This is a genomic window from Streptomyces flavotricini (assembly GCF_020639365.1).
Taxonomy (GTDB): domain Bacteria; phylum Actinomycetota; class Actinomycetes; order Streptomycetales; family Streptomycetaceae; genus Streptomyces; species Streptomyces flavotricini.
In genome coordinates, this window is the sequence record NZ_JAINUL010000001.1 from 3,440,524 (window position 1) to 3,454,448 (window position 13,925).

General features: G+C 70.5%; 13 protein-coding genes and 2 tRNA genes. 6 read left to right on the plus strand and 9 right to left on the minus strand.

The genetic code is table 11. The features are described from left to right. The first annotated feature begins 6 nt into the window (after nucleotides 1-6). Together rsgA and K7B10_RS15315 are read left to right on the plus strand one after the other, a co-directional pair. Complete coding sequence (gene rsgA, locus K7B10_RS15310) at nucleotides 7-1,017, plus strand: ribosome small subunit-dependent GTPase A (RefSeq protein WP_229336587.1); 1,011 nt, start codon at nucleotides 7-9, stop codon at nucleotides 1,015-1,017. 90 nt (nucleotides 1,018-1,107) lie between these two features. Further along, nucleotides 1,108-1,431, plus strand: coding sequence for a DMT family transporter (locus K7B10_RS15315; RefSeq protein WP_030153546.1), 324 nt, complete (start codon nucleotides 1,108-1,110; stop codon nucleotides 1,429-1,431). Here the strand turns inward: K7B10_RS15315 and K7B10_RS15320 are convergent. Continuing rightward, on the minus strand, nucleotides 1,385-1,969 hold the full coding sequence (locus tag K7B10_RS15320; RefSeq protein ID WP_229336588.1) for a TetR/AcrR family transcriptional regulator: 585 nt from the start codon (nucleotides 1,967-1,969) through the stop codon (nucleotides 1,385-1,387). The genes K7B10_RS15315 and K7B10_RS15320 overlap by 47 nt on opposite strands. Before the next feature lie 150 nt (nucleotides 1,970-2,119). On the opposite strand from K7B10_RS15320, the gene hisN reads away from it, so the two are divergent. Further along, nucleotides 2,120-2,926, plus strand: coding sequence for a histidinol-phosphatase (hisN, locus tag K7B10_RS15325; RefSeq protein WP_229336589.1), 807 nt, complete (start codon nucleotides 2,120-2,122; stop codon nucleotides 2,924-2,926). Between the two features lie 155 nt (nucleotides 2,927-3,081). Then, the gene (locus K7B10_RS15330) at nucleotides 3,082-3,477 is read left to right on the plus strand and encodes a CBS domain-containing protein (protein WP_030859397.1); all 396 of its coding nucleotides are present in this window, start codon (nucleotides 3,082-3,084) and stop codon (nucleotides 3,475-3,477) included. Between the two features lie 59 nt (nucleotides 3,478-3,536). Here the strand turns inward: K7B10_RS15330 and K7B10_RS15335 are convergent, their stop codons facing one another. Beyond that, the gene (locus K7B10_RS15335; RefSeq protein ID WP_229345078.1) at nucleotides 3,537-5,006 is read right to left on the minus strand and encodes a catalase; all 1,470 of its coding nucleotides are present in this window, start codon (nucleotides 5,004-5,006) and stop codon (nucleotides 3,537-3,539) included. A gap of 129 nt (nucleotides 5,007-5,135) precedes the next feature. On the opposite strand from K7B10_RS15335, the gene K7B10_RS15340 reads away from it, so the two are divergent. Then, on the plus strand, nucleotides 5,136-5,552 hold the full coding sequence (locus K7B10_RS15340) for a Fur family transcriptional regulator (protein WP_030859402.1): 417 nt from the start codon (nucleotides 5,136-5,138) through the stop codon (nucleotides 5,550-5,552). Between the two features lie 113 nt (nucleotides 5,553-5,665). Here K7B10_RS15340 and K7B10_RS15345 read toward each other — a convergent pair. The 4 genes from K7B10_RS15345 to K7B10_RS15360 form a co-directional block, all read right to left on the minus strand. Beyond that, nucleotides 5,666-5,739 (minus strand) — tRNA-Met (locus tag K7B10_RS15345). A 77-nt stretch (nucleotides 5,740-5,816) separates the two neighbouring features. Then, the gene (locus K7B10_RS15350; protein ID WP_030859404.1) at nucleotides 5,817-7,664 is read right to left on the minus strand and encodes a tetratricopeptide repeat protein; all 1,848 of its coding nucleotides are present in this window, start codon (nucleotides 7,662-7,664) and stop codon (nucleotides 5,817-5,819) included. Between the two features lie 238 nt (nucleotides 7,665-7,902). Beyond that, nucleotides 7,903-7,976, minus strand: a tRNA-Met gene (locus K7B10_RS15355). A 62-nt stretch (nucleotides 7,977-8,038) separates the two neighbouring features. Continuing rightward, nucleotides 8,039-10,915, minus strand: a complete 2,877-nt coding sequence (locus K7B10_RS15360) for a UPF0182 family membrane protein (protein WP_229345080.1) — start codon at nucleotides 10,913-10,915, stop codon at nucleotides 8,039-8,041. Between the two features lie 143 nt (nucleotides 10,916-11,058). On the opposite strand from K7B10_RS15360, the gene K7B10_RS15365 reads away from it, so the two are divergent. Further along, nucleotides 11,059-11,634 (plus strand): PPA1309 family protein, encoded by a 576-nt coding sequence (locus tag K7B10_RS15365; RefSeq protein ID WP_229336591.1) that lies wholly within the window; start codon nucleotides 11,059-11,061, stop codon nucleotides 11,632-11,634. 30 nt (nucleotides 11,635-11,664) lie between these two features. Here K7B10_RS15365 and K7B10_RS15370 read toward each other — a convergent pair whose 3' ends face one another. The 3 genes from K7B10_RS15370 to K7B10_RS15380 all read right to left on the minus strand — a co-directional run bounded on the left by K7B10_RS15370 (nucleotide 11,665) and on the right by K7B10_RS15380 (nucleotide 13,723). After that, the gene (locus K7B10_RS15370) at nucleotides 11,665-12,756 is read right to left on the minus strand and encodes a YlbL family protein (RefSeq protein ID WP_229336592.1); all 1,092 of its coding nucleotides are present in this window, start codon (nucleotides 12,754-12,756) and stop codon (nucleotides 11,665-11,667) included. Between the two features lie 117 nt (nucleotides 12,757-12,873). Then, on the minus strand, nucleotides 12,874-13,071 hold the full coding sequence (locus K7B10_RS15375) for a hypothetical protein (protein WP_030859410.1): 198 nt from the start codon (nucleotides 13,069-13,071) through the stop codon (nucleotides 12,874-12,876). A 190-nt stretch (nucleotides 13,072-13,261) separates the two neighbouring features. Continuing rightward, complete coding sequence (locus tag K7B10_RS15380) at nucleotides 13,262-13,723, minus strand: molybdenum cofactor biosynthesis protein MoaE (RefSeq protein WP_030859412.1); 462 nt, start codon at nucleotides 13,721-13,723, stop codon at nucleotides 13,262-13,264. Nucleotides 13,724-13,925: the final 202 nt, after the last annotated feature.

Consider the following 13,925-nt stretch of genomic DNA (forward strand, 5'->3'; position numbering starts at 1 on the left):
CCCGTCATGCGCAGGTACGGCAAGAACACCGACGAGGACGACATCCGCCAGCGGCCCAACCCCAAGGGCAACCGGCCCCGGACCACCATCCGGCCCAAACACGAGGACGCGGCCGAGGGCTTCGTCCTGACCGTCGACCGCGGCCGGCTGACCTGCCTGGTCGACGGCCGCACCATCCACGCGATGAAAGCCCGCGAGCTGGGCCGCAAGGCGGCGGTGGTCGGTGACCGCGTCTGGATCGTCGGCGATCTGACCGGCAAGAAGGACACCCTCGCGCGGATCGTGCGGATCGAGGAGCGCAAGTCCGTCCTGCGGCGCACCGCGGACGACGACGACCCGTACGAGCGGGTGGTCGTCGCCAACGCGGACCAGCTGGCGATCGTCACGGCGCTGGCCGACCCGGAGCCGCGGCCCCGGATGATCGACCGCTGTCTGGTGGCCGCGTACGACGCCGGGCTGGAGCCGCTGCTGGTGCTCACGAAGTCGGACCTGACCTCCGCGGACAAGATCCTGGAGATCTACTCCACCTTCGGCCTGAACTACGTGGTGACCAACCGCGAGGAGCTGGCGACGGGCGACGCCGCCGACCGGGTGCGCGAGCGCCTGAACGGGCGGATCACCGCCTTCGTCGGCCACTCGGGCGTCGGCAAGACCACGCTGGTGAACTCGCTGGTCGCCGAGGGCCGTCAGCGCGCCACCGGGCACGTCAACGCGGTGACCGGCCGCGGCCGGCACACCACCACCTCGGCGCTCGCGCTGCCGCTGCCGGGCGGCGACGGCTGGGTCATCGACACCCCGGGCGTGCGCTCCTTCGGCCTGCACCACGTGGACCCGTCCCGGGTGATCCTGGCCTTCCCCGACCTCGTTCCCGGTACGGAGGACTGTCCGCGGGCCTGCAGCCACGACGAGCAGGACTGCGCGCTGGACAAGTGGGTGGAGGACGGCCACGCCGATCCGGCCCGGCTGTACTCGCTGCGGCGGCTGCTGGAGACCCGCGAGCGCCGCGAAGGAGACTGATCGTCCGGCGGGGTTTGCCACGCGCCGGGCCTGGTAAATGCATAATCGCACCACGTGACACGACGTCACCTGACGCGGGAGGCATTCGCCATGGCCTGGCTGCTGGTGGTCGTCGCCGGAATCCTGGAGACCGGCTTCGCGGTCTGCCTCAAGCTGTCGCACGGGTTCACCCGGCTGTGGCCGACCATCGCCTTCGCCGCCTTCGCCCTGGGCAGCTTCGGACTGCTGACCCTGGCGCTGAAGAAGCTGGACGTGGGCCCGGCCTACGCGGTGTGGACGGGCATCGGGGCCGCCGGAACGGCCATCTACGGCATGGTCTTCCTCGGCGACCTCGTCTCGACGCTCAAACTCGTCTCGATCTCGCTGGTCATCCTGGGCGTGATCGGCCTGCAGCTGTCCGGTTCGGCTCACTGAGCAGGCGCAGCAGCCGCATCAGTTCCCCCAGCCCCGGCTCCTCGCCCGGCGCGATCACGTACGAGAGGGCGAGGCGTACGGCGAGCTCGCAGTGCTGCGCCCCCTCCTCCGGGCCGAGCGTGGCCGAGGCCCGGTCGCGGACGGCCCGGGCGAGCTCCCCGGGCCCGGGGGCCGGAACTCCCGGCCGCACTCCCTGCCCGGGCGGCATCGGCAGGTTCCCGTCCCAGCACCCGGTCAGCAGCGCCCGTACGAGGGGACGCGCGCGGGCCGCCCGTACGGTCCACTCGGCGACCGAGGCGAGCCGCTCGGCGGCGGCGGCCGGGGAGCGCAGGACCCGGTCCACCCCTTCGAGGTACCAGTCGGCCTCGCGGCGCACGAGGGCCCTGCCCAGCCCGGCCTTGCCGCCGAACTCGTTGTAGAGGGTCTGCCGGGACACCCCGGCGGTGGCGGCCACGTCGACCATCCGCACGGACGGCCAGGGGCGCGCCAAGAGCGCCGCTCCCGCCGCTTCCAGCAAGGACTCCCGGGCTGCCGGCATGCGCGCCTCCCCGCTCGACTTCCCCCGCTCCGATTCCCCGCTCGGCTCCCCCGCCAGAGTTGACGGACCGACAGATCCTGTCAAGGGCGCCGGAGGGTCGCACCGTGGACGCCGTTCGCCGCCCGTGGGCAGTCCCGATACTGTTCGAGCATGCCCGAGTATGACGATGACCTCCGCCTCGCCCTTGAGCTCGCCGACGCGGCGGACGCCGCCACGATGCAGCGGTTCCGCGCCCTCGACCTGAAGGTCGAGACGAAGCCGGACATGACCCCGGTGAGCGAGGCGGACAAGGCCGCGGAGGAGATCGTCCGCGCCGGGATCGAGGCCGCGCGGCCGGACGACGCGATCCTGGGCGAGGAGTACGGGCTCAAGGGCAGCGGCCCGCGCCGCTGGGTCGTGGACCCGATCGACGGCACGAAGAACTACGTGCGGGGCGTCCCCGTCTGGGCGACGCTGATCTCGCTGATGGAGGAGGGCCCCGACGGGGTCTTCCGGCCCGTGGTCGGCGTGGTCTCGGCGCCGGCGCTGGGCCGCCGCTGGTGGGCGGCGCAGGGCAGGGGCGCGTACGCCGGCGGTGCGCTGGGCGGTGCGCCCGTACCGCTCGGCGTCTCGAAGGTCGGCGCCCTCGGTGACGCCTCGTTCGCCTACTCCTCGCTGGGCGGCTGGGAGGAACAGGGCCGGCTCGCCGGGTTCCTGGAGCTGACCCGGCAGTGCTGGCGCACCCGCGGCTACGGCGATTTCTGGCCGTACATGATGGTCGCCGAGGGCTCGCTGGACCTGTGCGCCGAGCCGGAGCTGAACCTGTGGGACATGGCGGCCATCGCGGTCGTGGTCCAGGAGGCGGGTGGCCGGTTCACCGACCTGGACGGCGTGGAGGGCGTACACGGCGGGAACGCGGCCGCCTCGAACGGGCTGTTGCACGAGGAGATGCTGGGGCATCTGCGCCCGCGCGCCTGAGCCGCGCGAGCCGTCGGGGTCCTGCATCCGGACGACCGGGTGCGCCCTCTTGTTGACCCTCCGTGCCCATGGGAATCTGAGACTCCTCCGCTTGTGCGCTTGTGAAGACCTTCTCTAAGTGCGCGGAGGACTCTCCCCAGGAGGTGGCTCCCTTCATGCTCGTCCGCGACGCCATGAGCACCGTGATCCTCACCCTCGGACCCGCCCACACCCTCAGGCAGGCGGCCTGTCTGATGTCCGGCCGTCGGGTCGGCGCGGCAGTCGTCCTCGATCCCGACCACAGCGGCATCGGCATCCTGACCGAGCGCGACATCCTCAACTCCATCGGCGCGGGCCACGATCCCGACCGGGAGAACGTGGGCGCGCACACCACCAACAACGTGGTGTTCTGCACCCCGCAGGCCACCGTCCAGGAGGCCGCCGAGGCGATGGTCCGCGGCGGCTTCCGCCATCTGATCGTGCTGGAGCACGGCGGCCCCGTCGGCATCGTGTCCGTGCGCGACGTGATCCGCTGCTGGGTACCGGCCCGGCGCAGCACCGTACCGGCGTAAAGCCGGAGGGCCGGACCCCGTCGGGGTCCGGCCCTTCAACTCTCGGCGAGCGGGTCCCGTCAGCCGCGAAGGGCCTGGACCGCGGCCTCGAGCCGCTTGCCGAAGTCGGCGTCCGCCTGGCGGAAGTTGTTGATCGCACGCTCGGCGATGTCGTCACGGGAGACCTTGGCGATGAAGCCGGACAGGTTCTCGATCAGACGGGCCTGCTCGTCCTCGGACATCAGGCGGTAGAGGTCGCCCGCCTGGACGAAGTCGTCGTCCTCGGAGTGGACCGGGGCGGCGTGGTTGCCCGTGCCGCCGGTGACCGGGACGGGCTGCCACAGCGGGCGGTCGGTCTGGGCCGGGCCGCCGAAGCTGTTCGGCTCGTAGTTCTTCGCGCCCTTGTGGCGGCCGTCGTACAGGAAGCCGTCACGCGAGTTGGTGCGCGCCTCGGTGGCGTGCGGGCGGTTCACCGGCAGGTGGTCGGCGTTGATGCCGACGCGGTAGCGGTGGGCGTCGCCGTACGCGAAGAGGCGGCCCTGGAGCATCTTGTCGGGGGAAGGACCGATGCCGGGGACGAAGTGCGCCGGGGAGAAGATCGACTGCTCGACCTCGGCGAAGACGTTCTCCGGGTTGCGGTTGAGCTCCAGCTTGCCGATCTCGATCGGCGGGTAGTCCTCGTGCGGCCACACCTTGGTGAGGTCGAACGGGTTGAAGCGGTACTCCGCCGCGTCGGCCGCCGGCATGATCTGGACCTGAACGGTCCAGGTCGGGAACTCGCCGCGCTCGATGGACTCGCGCAGGTCGCGCTGGTGCGAGTCGGGGTCCTCGCCGGCGAGGGCGTTGGCCTCGGCCTGGGTGAGGTTCTTGATGCCCTGGTCGGTCTTGAAGTGGTACTTGACCCAGAAGACCTCGCCGGCCTCGTTGTTCCACTGGAACGTGTGCGAGCCGTAGCCGTTCATGTGGCGGTAGGACGCCGGTATGCCGCGGTCGCCGAAGAGCCAGGTCACCTGGTGGGTGGACTCGGGCGACAGACCCCAGAAGTCCCAGACGTTGTCCGCCTCCTGCGAGCCGCTGTACGGGTCGCGCTTCTGGGTGTGGATGAAGTCCGGGAACTTGATGGCGTCCTTGATGAAGAACACCGGGGTGTTGTTGCCGACGAGGTCGTAGTTGCCCTCTTCGGTGTAGAACTTCAGGGCCCAGCCGCGGGGGTCGCGCACCGCGTCGGCCGCGCCGAGGTTGCCCGCGACGGTGGAGAAGCGCAGGAACGTCTCGGTCTCCTTGCCGACCTCGGACAGGAACTTCGCCCGGGTCCACTGCGAGACGTCACGGGTGAGCGTGAAGGTGCCGTACGCGCCGGCGCCGCGGGCGTGCACCACGCGCTCCGGGATGCGCTCGCGGTTGAAGTGGGCCAGCTTCTCGAGGAGCAGCTGGTCCTGGACCAGGACGGGGCCACCGACGCCGGCCGTCTCGCTGTTCTGGTTGTCGGCGACCGGAGCCCCGGCCTCCGTGGTGAGCGGTCCCTGCGTCACGTGCGCCTCCTGCGTCATTCCTGCCATGTGCCTGTCCTTGGCCCTGTCGATTCGATCCTACAATGGACTTTGTCTAGGTCAAGTAAGGTTCCAAGTCCGCACAGGTTCGGGAGTTACACCGAATCCCTCGCTGTTAGGCTGGTGTCCATGAGTGACCTGCTGGAACGACTTCGCGGACGCGGATGGCGCATGACCGCACAGCGGCGCGTCGTGGCCGAGGTGCTCGACGGTGACCACGTTCACCTGACGGCCGACGAGGTGCACGCACGCGCGGTGGACAAGCTGCCGGAGATCTCGCGCGCCACCGTCTACAACACGCTGGGCGAGCTGGTGTCCCTCGGCGAGGTCCTGGAGGTCTCCACGGACCGCCGGGCCAAGCGCTACGACCCGAACGCCCACAAGCCCCACCAGCACCTGGTGTGCGCGCAGTGCGGCGCGATCCGCGACGTGCATCCGGCGGGCAACCCGATGGCCGACCTGCCGGACGCGGAGCGCTTCGGGTTCGTGGTGTCGGCGGTCGAGGTGACGTACCGCGGCTTGTGCCCGGCCTGCGCCGGGGCGTGACGACGGACGACGAAGGGCCCGGGAGCGATGCTCCCGGGCCCTTCGTCCACGCCGTTCACGACCCGAAACGACTGAAGGCCCGGATCCAGAGGATCCGGGCCTTCAGTCTTCAGTAGCGGGGACAGGATTTGAACCTGCGACCTCTGGGTTATGAGCCCAGCGAGCTACCGAGCTGCTCCACCCCGCGTCGGTAAACACGACTTTACGTGAGGCCACCCCACAGATGCAAATCGCTTAACGTTCCGGCTCGGCGGAGCCCGAACGTTAAGCGGAAAGCTCTTCCGCCAGGGCCTCGCGGAGCCGGGCCGCCCGCTCGGAAACCTCCGCCGGGCCCAGCTCCATGGCCCGGACGCACCACTTCTGCGCCTCGGCCAGGTCCCCGTGCCGCGCCGCGAGCAGCCCCAGCCGCAGCGCCGCCCGGCCGTGGCCCGCGACCGCGGCCCGGGTCCACCACAGCGCGGCCTCCGGCTCGTTCCCCTCGCGCGCCAGCAGCAGCCCGAGGTTGAACGCCCCGTTGCGGGAGCCGGCCTCGGCCGCCTCCCGGTACCACCGTGCGGCGACGGCGAGGTCGCCCCGCGCCGCCGCCAGCATCCCGACCCGCACCTGCGCGCGCCGGTGCCCCAGCTCCGCGGCCCGCTCGTACCACTCCTCGCTCTCGGACTTCGGGGCACCGCCGACCGGCTCGCCCAGCGCCACCGGCTCCGGCGGCGGAGCCAGCGATTCCAGCAGCGAGGCCAGCCGGAACGCCGCCTCCGCGCTGCCGCCGCCCGCGGCGCAGCGCAGGTGCCGCTCGGCCGCCCGGTCCTCGCCGTCGCGGACCAGCGCGATGCCGACCTGGAGCGCGGCGTCGGTGTGGCCCGCCGACGCGGCCCGCTCGTACCACTTCAGCGCCGTCCGGTCCTCGTCCCGGCTCGCGAACAGGATCCCGAGGTTGAACGCGGCGTCCACGCTGCCCGCCTCGGCCGCCTTCGAGAACCACGGCTCGGCGCCGGCGGCGTCGCCGACCTGCAGCAGCATGATCGCGAGGGCGTTGGCGGCCTCCCGGTGGCCGGCGTAGGCCGCCCGCCGGTACCACTGCTCGGCCTGCGCGGTCCGCTCCTGTGCGGCGCACAGCAAAGCAAGGTTGTACGCCCCGTTCTGGTCGCCCGCGTCCATGGCGGTGCGGTACCACTTCTCCGCGGTCTGGGTCTCTCCCCGCGCGGCGTGCAGGGCGCCCAGCGCGTTGGCGGCGTTGCCGTCCCCGTCCTGCGCGGCCCGGTTCCACCACGCGACGGCGCTCTCCTCGTCGCCGGCGTCGCGCAGCAGGAAGCCGAGCGCGCACGCGGCCCGCGCCTCGCCCTGCTTGGCGGAGGTCAGGTACCAGCGCCCGGCCTCCTTGAGCTCCCCGCGCGCCTCCAGGAGGGCGCCCAGGTGCAGTGCCGCCCTGCGGTGGCCGCGCGCGGCGGCCTGCCGGTACCACTGCTCGGCCTCGGCGGGGTCGCCCTTGCGCAGGTGCCGGGCCAGCCGGTAGGCGGCCTCGCGGTGCCCCTGCTCGGCGGCCTGGCGCAGCCAGCGCTCGACACCCTTGTCACCGCGGTGCTCCAGCAGGTCGGCGAGCCCGTACGCGCCCAGGGCGTGGCCGGACTCCGCCGCCTGGCGGAGCCAGTACTCGGCGGCGGGCTCGTCCCCGCGCTCGCGGAAGTGGCGGCCCAGGGCGTGTGCGGCCGGGGCGGATCCGGCCACGGCGGCGACCCGCCACCAGCCGGCGGCCTCCTCGGGGTAGCCGCGCTGGAGCAGCAGCACGCCGAGGTTGTTCGCGGCCGCGCGGTCCCCTTCCGCGGTGGCGCCGCGCAGGTACGGCTCGGCCCCGGCCAGGTCGCCGCGGCGCAGCAGCAGCGCCCCGAGCACGCTCATCGCGCCCGGGTCCCCCCGGTCGGCCGCGACCCGGTGCCGTGCTTCCAGCTCGGTGTCGCTCGCCGGGTCCGTCTCGGCGAACATTTCCTCCGCGAAATCCGCATCGGTCAGTGCGGTCTGCGCGTTAACGACCGGAGCCTCCTCGTTGGCCTCTGCGCCCGATTCGACTTCCGCCCTCACAAACCGCCCTGTCTCCAGCAGAGTTGACCTGTCCCCCATATATCCCATCGTCGCATCACCTGCTACCCGCGTACACCTGGTATGTCGCAGCCTGTGAGGTCACTACAGCGTTTTGTCGACATGCCCACAGAGAGATAAGTCAAACACGCTCCCACCCCAACTCACCCGTCTCAGCTATCTCATGACCCCCGCGTGTCCCCCTGGACATGACGAACGACTTGATGAACCAGGACATGACGAAGGCCCGGATCCCATGGATCCGGGCCTTCATCTTCAGTAGCGGGGACAGGATTTGAACCTGCGACCTCTGGGTTATGAGCCCAGCGAGCTACCGAGCTGCTCCACCCCGCGTCGGTGAAACCACAGTATCACGACGCGGGACCGAGCCATTACCGAAACAGCACCCCCGCCGGCTACGTGCCGGGCTTCGGGGTCGTCAGCTTCGCCTCCGCGTCGATCGCCCGCTGCAGCGCCGCCTTGATGTCGTCCTGCGCCTTGCCGAAGGCCGCCCAGTCGCCGGCCTGGCGGGCCTTCTCCGCCGCCTCGATCGCCTTCTTCGCGTCGTCGAGTGCCGTCTTGACCGTCGGGTCCGTGGCGGTCGGGGGCGTGGTGGTGCCCTCGCCCGGCGGGGTCACCGGAGTCGTCGGCACCGTCGGCGCCTCCGCCCCGAAGACCACGTTCAACGCCTTCTCCAGGCTGTCCTCGAACGCCGTCTGGTTCCCGTACGTCACCAGCACCTTGCGCAGCAGCGGGTACTTCAGCCCCGAACTGCGCACGTACACCGGCTCCACGTACAGCATTCCGCCGTCGAGCGGCACCGCGAGCAGGTTGCCGTACTCCACCTCGGAGTCGCCGCCGCGCAGCAGCCGGATCGACTCGGCGATCTTCGGCTCCGACTGGAACTTGCTCTGGACCTGCTTGGGGCCGTCGACCGGCTTGCTGGTCGGCAGCTTCAGGATTCTGATCTTGCCGTAGTCCGGGGTGCCCGGATCGGCGTTGACCGCCATGAAGGCGCTCAGGTTGTCGCGCTCGTTCGGCGTGAACGTCGTCGTGAGCGAGAAGACCTGGTCCTTCTCCTTCTGGCCCGGCATCTTCATCGACAGGTAGTACGGCGGGACCGCCGTCCCGGCCTTGGTCGTCGGGTCGTCCGGGACGGCCCAGGCCTCACTGCCGCTGAGGAACGTCTGCGGGTCGGTCACGTGGTACCGGGTGAGCAGCTCGCGCTGGACCTTGAAGAGGTCCTGCGGGTAGCGCAGGTGGTCCATGAGCGGCTTGGAGATGTCGCTCTTGGGCTTGACCGTTCCCGGGAACGCCTTCATCCAGGTCTTGAGGACGGGGTCCTCGGTGTCCCACTGGTACAGGTTGACCGTTCCGTCGTACGCGTCGACGGTGGCCTTGACCGAGTTGCGGATGTAGTTGACCTGGTTCTCCTGCGCCACCACGGCACGCTGGCTGTTGGTGAGGGAGTCGGCGGTGCTCTGGCCCAGCGTGGTGCGCGAGGCGTACGGGTAGCCGTTGGTCGTCGTGTACGCGTCGACGATCCACTTGATCCGGCCGTCGACGACCGCCGGGTACGGGGCGCCGTCGATGGTCAGCCAGGGGGCGACGGCCTCGACTCGCTCCTTGGGCGTGCGGTGGTAGAGGATCCGCGAGCCGTCGCCGATGGCGCCGGAGTACAGGATCTGCGGCTCGCTGAACGCGAGCGCGTACGCCGCCCGGTTGACCGGGTTGTCGAGGTTGACGCCGGAGTCGCCCTTGTAGCTCGTCTCCTTCTCGCCCTTGTCGTCCGAGTAGTCGAGCTCCTTCTGCGGCCCGCCGACGATCGAGTACTGCTTCGTCTGCTCGCCGTAGTAGATGCGCTGCTCGAAGTCCGTGCCGAACATGCCCTTGGAGGGCAGGTCGGACTGCGTGAAGTCGGGGGCGCCGTCCTTGACGGTGGTGCCCTTGGCGGCGACCACGCCGTAGCCGTGCGTGTACTTGAAGTGGTCGTTGATCCAGTTGTTCTTCGGGATGCCGCCGATGTTCAGCTCGCGCAGCCCGATGACCGTGTCCTGGCCGCTGTACCGGTCCACGGCGAGCGTGGACGGGAAGGCGTAGTAGCCCTTGACCTGCTGGAGCTGCTGGAAGGCCGGGGAGACGATGTTCGGGTCGAGGAGCCGGACGCTGGCGGTGGTGTTCGCCGCCTCGCGCAGCTTGGTCTTGTCCTCGGTCTGCGGGACGCCCGGGTAGTCCTTGACGTCCGCCTGGTCGATCCCGTAGGCGTCGCGCGTGGCCTTGATGTTCTTCTCGACGTACGGCGATTCCTTGGCCTGCTCGTTCGGCTGGACCTGGAACTTCTGCACGATCGCCGGGTACAGCCCGCCGATCAGGATCGCCGAGAGCACCATCAGGCCGAAGCCGATGACCGGCAGCTGCCAGGTGCGGCGCCACAGCGTCGCGAAGAACAGCGCGGCGCAGATGGCGGCGATGGCGACGAGGATCGTCTTCGCCGGCAGGTACGCGTTCGCGTCGACGTAGCGCAGGCCGGTCCAGTTGTCCGCGGCCTTGAAGTCGCTGGACTTCACGGCGAGGCCGTAGCGGTCGAGCCAGTACGCGATCGCCTTCAGCGTCACGAAGAGGCCGAGCAGCACCGACAGGTGCCCGGTCGCGGCGGCGGTGGCCCGGGCGCCCGGGCTCGTCACGCGCAGTCCGCCGTAGAGGTAGTGGACGACGACCGCGGCGATCACCGACAGCACGACCGCGGCGAAGCCGAAGCCGAGCAGGAAGCGGTACCAGGGCAGGTCGAAGGTGTAGAACGACACGTCAAGGTGGAACTGGGGGTCCTTCTGCCCGAAGGGCACCCCGTTCACGTACATCAGCCAGGTCTTCCACTGGCCCGCCGCCGAGGCGCCCGCGATCATGCCGACGAGCGCCGCGATTCCGAGGAGCAGCCACTTCTTGTACGGGGCGACGCTCATCCGGTAGCGGTCGAGGCTCTGCTGCTCCATCGACATCGCGGACAGCGGCGGCCGCAGCCGGTACGCCAGCCAGATGTTGAACCCGACGGCACCGGCCATCAGCAGGCCGAAGACGGCGAAGAGGCCGATCTTGGTCCACAGGGTGGTGGTGAAGACGGTCGAGTACTTCACGGAGCGGAACCAGAGCCAGTCCGTCCAGAAGCCCGCGAACATGATGAACGCCATGGCCAGCACGGCCAGCACGCCCAAGGTCATCAGAAGAGTCCGGGCGCGCCGGGAGGGGCGGCCGACTCTCATCCGTGGCCCGGAGGGGCCTCCGCCGCGGTCCGGCATCTGGAAAGCCAAGGTGCGCACCTCGAAAGTCGCTGAGTCTCGTTGCGGGACATTTCAAAAGCTGGGCCCCCGATGGTAGGGCCCACTCATGCAACTTACTGAGGCTTTAGTCAGTTCCCGCTATCGGGCGGAAAGGAGGCAGGATGTGGTCCATGTCCAACCTTTCGCCTTCCCAGGGCGGCACGCCGATGGCCGCCACCCCCCTGACGCGTGCCGTCCTCGAGATCGACGAGTACGCCTCCTCCCTCGGCTGGGACAAGCCCGCCCGGCTGTTCGCGCTCGTCGACACCGCCAAGCTGCGCAAGTCGGAGCCGCGGCTCGCGGGCCAGCTCGGCCTCGACCAGGACGACGCGGGCAAGAGCCAGCTCACCCCGATCGAGCAGGACGAGGTGCCGAAGGGCACGCCGCTGGACAAGTTCCTGGGAACCATCGCCTGGCCCCCGTCGATCGTGGGCTGCGCGCTGACGGTGGAGCGGCTGATGCTGCCGCCGTCCGCGGAGGCCTCCGTACCGGAGGGGCTCAGCGACAAGCAGCTGGCCAAGTGGGTCGCCGCGCACCCGGACCGGCAGGAGGTGCGGCTCACCGTGGGCGTGCTGCGCGACGGGTCGCGGGAGTCGGCGGTACGGCTGCGCGAGAAGGACTCGTCGACCGAGGTGCTGACCGGCGCGAGCCTGGTCCCGGGCCTGGCCGAGGCGCTGGCCGCGACGTTCCTGGACTGAGCCCGGGTTTCGGACCGGTCGGCGGATCGGTCAGGGCTTGCCGCACTGCGGCAGCCCGGCCGTGTCCCCCTTGCCGATCTTCTCCAACGCCTTCGTTGCGTCGTCGATGGTGTCGACCTTCACCAGGGTCAGGCCGTCGGGGACGTGCTCGGAGGCGGAGCCGCAGTTCTCGGCGGGCGTCAGGAAGTACTGGGCGCCGGCCTGGCGGGCGCCGATCGTCTTCATCTGGATGCCGCCGATGGGGCCGACCTTGCCCGCGTCGTCGATGGTGCCGGTGCCCGCGACGAACTTGCCGCCGGTCAGGTCGCCAGGGGTGAGCTTGTCGACGATGCCGAGGGCGAACATCAGGCCCGCGCTCGGGCCGCCGACGTCGGCCAGCTTGATGTCGATGTTGAACGGGAAGGTGTGGTCGGTGCCCGCCCGGATGCCGACGATGGCGTGCCCGTCGCCCTCCGCCTTGGCAGTGGTGATCACGACCTTGGACGAGCCGGTGGGCTCGCGGCGCGCCTTCTCGGCCTCGGCCGCCTCGGCGGCCGGCACGATGGTGAACTCCACCTGCTCGCCGGCCTTGCGCTTGGTGACGAACTTGGCCACGTCCTCGGGGGCGCCCACCGGGCTGCCGTCGACCGCCCGGATCACGTCACCGGCGTGCAGCTTGCCCTCGGCGGGGCTGCCCTTGACGACGGTGGAGACCACGACGCGGGTGGTGACGCCCGGCGTGCCCAGCTGCTTGAGGGCGGCCACCTTGGCGCTCTCCTGCGACTGGCTGAACTCCTCCGCGTTCTCCTGGGTGGACTGCTCCTCCGTCTTGCCGCCCGGGTAGAGGTTCTCGTGCGGGACGACGATGTTGTCGTCGGACAGCCAGCCGTAGACGGCTTCCAGCAGGTTCATGTCGTAGTCGGCGCCGGTGACGCGGACGGTCGTCATGTTGAGGTGCCCGCTGGTCGGGTACGTCTTGTGGTCCGCGATGCTGATGACGGGCTCGCCGCGCGAGTCCCCGAGCGTGTTCACGGTCGGGCCCGGGCTCATTTCCGAGTACGGGACCTTGATGAACACCCCTGCGCAGAGCAGCGCGAACAGCAGGAGGGTGGAGGCGAGCATCGTCGCAGTGCGGCGTGGCATGGATCGACAGTACGTGACGGCCCGGACGAGCAGCCGCCGGGGCCGGTCCGTACGGGGGCCGTACGCGGAAACTCTCAGCGGATTCTCACAGGGCCTGGGGGCCTCGCCCGGGACGCGTCACACCGCGTCGGAACCGGAATGGGCCGCTTCCTTCACCCTGGCCTGATCGGCCTTGTCCATGGCTTCACGGAACCTCGCGTATCCCGCGAGTTCTGATATGTCACCTTGCGTGCGGTCGCGAGCCGCCCAGCTGCCCCATATCGCCGCTCCGATGGCGGCGAACAGCGGAATCAACAACCACGCCAATGACGCCATGGACGTGCCTCCCTGCCCCGAAAGTACGTGTCGTTGGTGGCTTCAACGCTCGTGCCCGGAGGGGGGTTACGCAAATCGAGGGCGTGTTGCGCGGCCGAACGGGTGGGACAGTACCCGTTCGCCCCACCCGCCCCGCGCGCGGGGGTGCCGGAGCGGCCCGGCAGGCGCCGGCCCGCTCCTCCCGGGGCCCTCAGCAGGCGCCGACCCACTCCTCCGTGCCGTCGGAGAACGTCTGGTGCTTCCAGATCGGGACCTCGTGCTTCAGGTCGTCGATCAGCATCCGGCAGGCCTCGAAGGCCTCGCCGCGGTGCGGGCAGGACACGGCCACCACCACGGCGAGGTCGCCGACGGACAGGTCGCCGATGCGGTGGACGGCGGCCAGGGCGCGGACCGGGTACTTGGCGATCACGCGCTCGGCGACGCGGCGCATCTCGGCCTCGGCCGTCGGGTGGCAGGAGTAGCCGAGCGCGTCGACGTCGGCCCCGCTGTCGTGGTTGCGCACCGTGCCGACGAAGAGCGTGGTGCCGCCCGTCGCGTCGTCGCCGACGGCCTTGAAGACCTCGTCTATCGAGAGCGGGGTCTCGCGGATCTCGAGCAGCCGGATCGGGTCCGGAGCGGCCTGCTCGCCGGGGTGGTCGAAGTGCGGTGCCATGCAGCCATCGTGCACCACCGGTCTCACATCGCGGTATAGCCGATTCGACCGGCTGTACGACCCACGCGTATGGAGCCTCCTACAGGACCGGGGCCCCCGGCCGCCCCGGCGGGCGGCCGGGGCCGGGCCGAAGCCCTGATCCGGGCCCACCGGGCCGGGCGGCCGGGTCAGAGGCCGCGGCGGCGGCGGGCGGCGCGGACCA

Excerpts from the sequence above, each read along its gene's own strand:
- rsgA (WP_229336587.1), top strand. The coding sequence starts at position 7 with ATGCGCAGGTACGGCAAGAACACCGACGAGGACGACATCCGCCAGCGG.
- K7B10_RS15315 (WP_030153546.1), top strand. The coding sequence starts at position 1,108 with ATGGCCTGGCTGCTGGTGGTCGTCGCCGGAATCCTGGAGACCGGCTTC.
- K7B10_RS15320 (WP_229336588.1), bottom strand. The coding sequence starts at position 1,969 with ATGCCGGCAGCCCGGGAGTCCTTGCTGGAAGCGGCGGGAGCGGCGCTC.
- hisN (WP_229336589.1), top strand. The coding sequence starts at position 2,120 with ATGCCCGAGTATGACGATGACCTCCGCCTCGCCCTTGAGCTCGCCGAC.
- K7B10_RS15330 (WP_030859397.1), top strand. The coding sequence starts at position 3,082 with ATGCTCGTCCGCGACGCCATGAGCACCGTGATCCTCACCCTCGGACCC.
- K7B10_RS15335 (WP_229345078.1), bottom strand. The coding sequence starts at position 5,006 with ATGACGCAGGAGGCGCACGTGACGCAGGGACCGCTCACCACGGAGGCC.
- K7B10_RS15340 (WP_030859402.1), top strand. The coding sequence starts at position 5,136 with ATGAGTGACCTGCTGGAACGACTTCGCGGACGCGGATGGCGCATGACC.
- K7B10_RS15350 (WP_030859404.1), bottom strand. The coding sequence starts at position 7,664 with ATGGGGGACAGGTCAACTCTGCTGGAGACAGGGCGGTTTGTGAGGGCG.
- K7B10_RS15360 (WP_229345080.1), bottom strand. The coding sequence starts at position 10,915 with ATGCCGGACCGCGGCGGAGGCCCCTCCGGGCCACGGATGAGAGTCGGC.
- K7B10_RS15365 (WP_229336591.1), top strand. The coding sequence starts at position 11,059 with ATGTGGTCCATGTCCAACCTTTCGCCTTCCCAGGGCGGCACGCCGATG.
- K7B10_RS15370 (WP_229336592.1), bottom strand. The coding sequence starts at position 12,756 with ATGCCACGCCGCACTGCGACGATGCTCGCCTCCACCCTCCTGCTGTTC.
- K7B10_RS15375 (WP_030859410.1), bottom strand. The coding sequence starts at position 13,071 with ATGGCGTCATTGGCGTGGTTGTTGATTCCGCTGTTCGCCGCCATCGGA.
- K7B10_RS15380 (WP_030859412.1), bottom strand. The coding sequence starts at position 13,723 with ATGGCACCGCACTTCGACCACCCCGGCGAGCAGGCCGCTCCGGACCCG.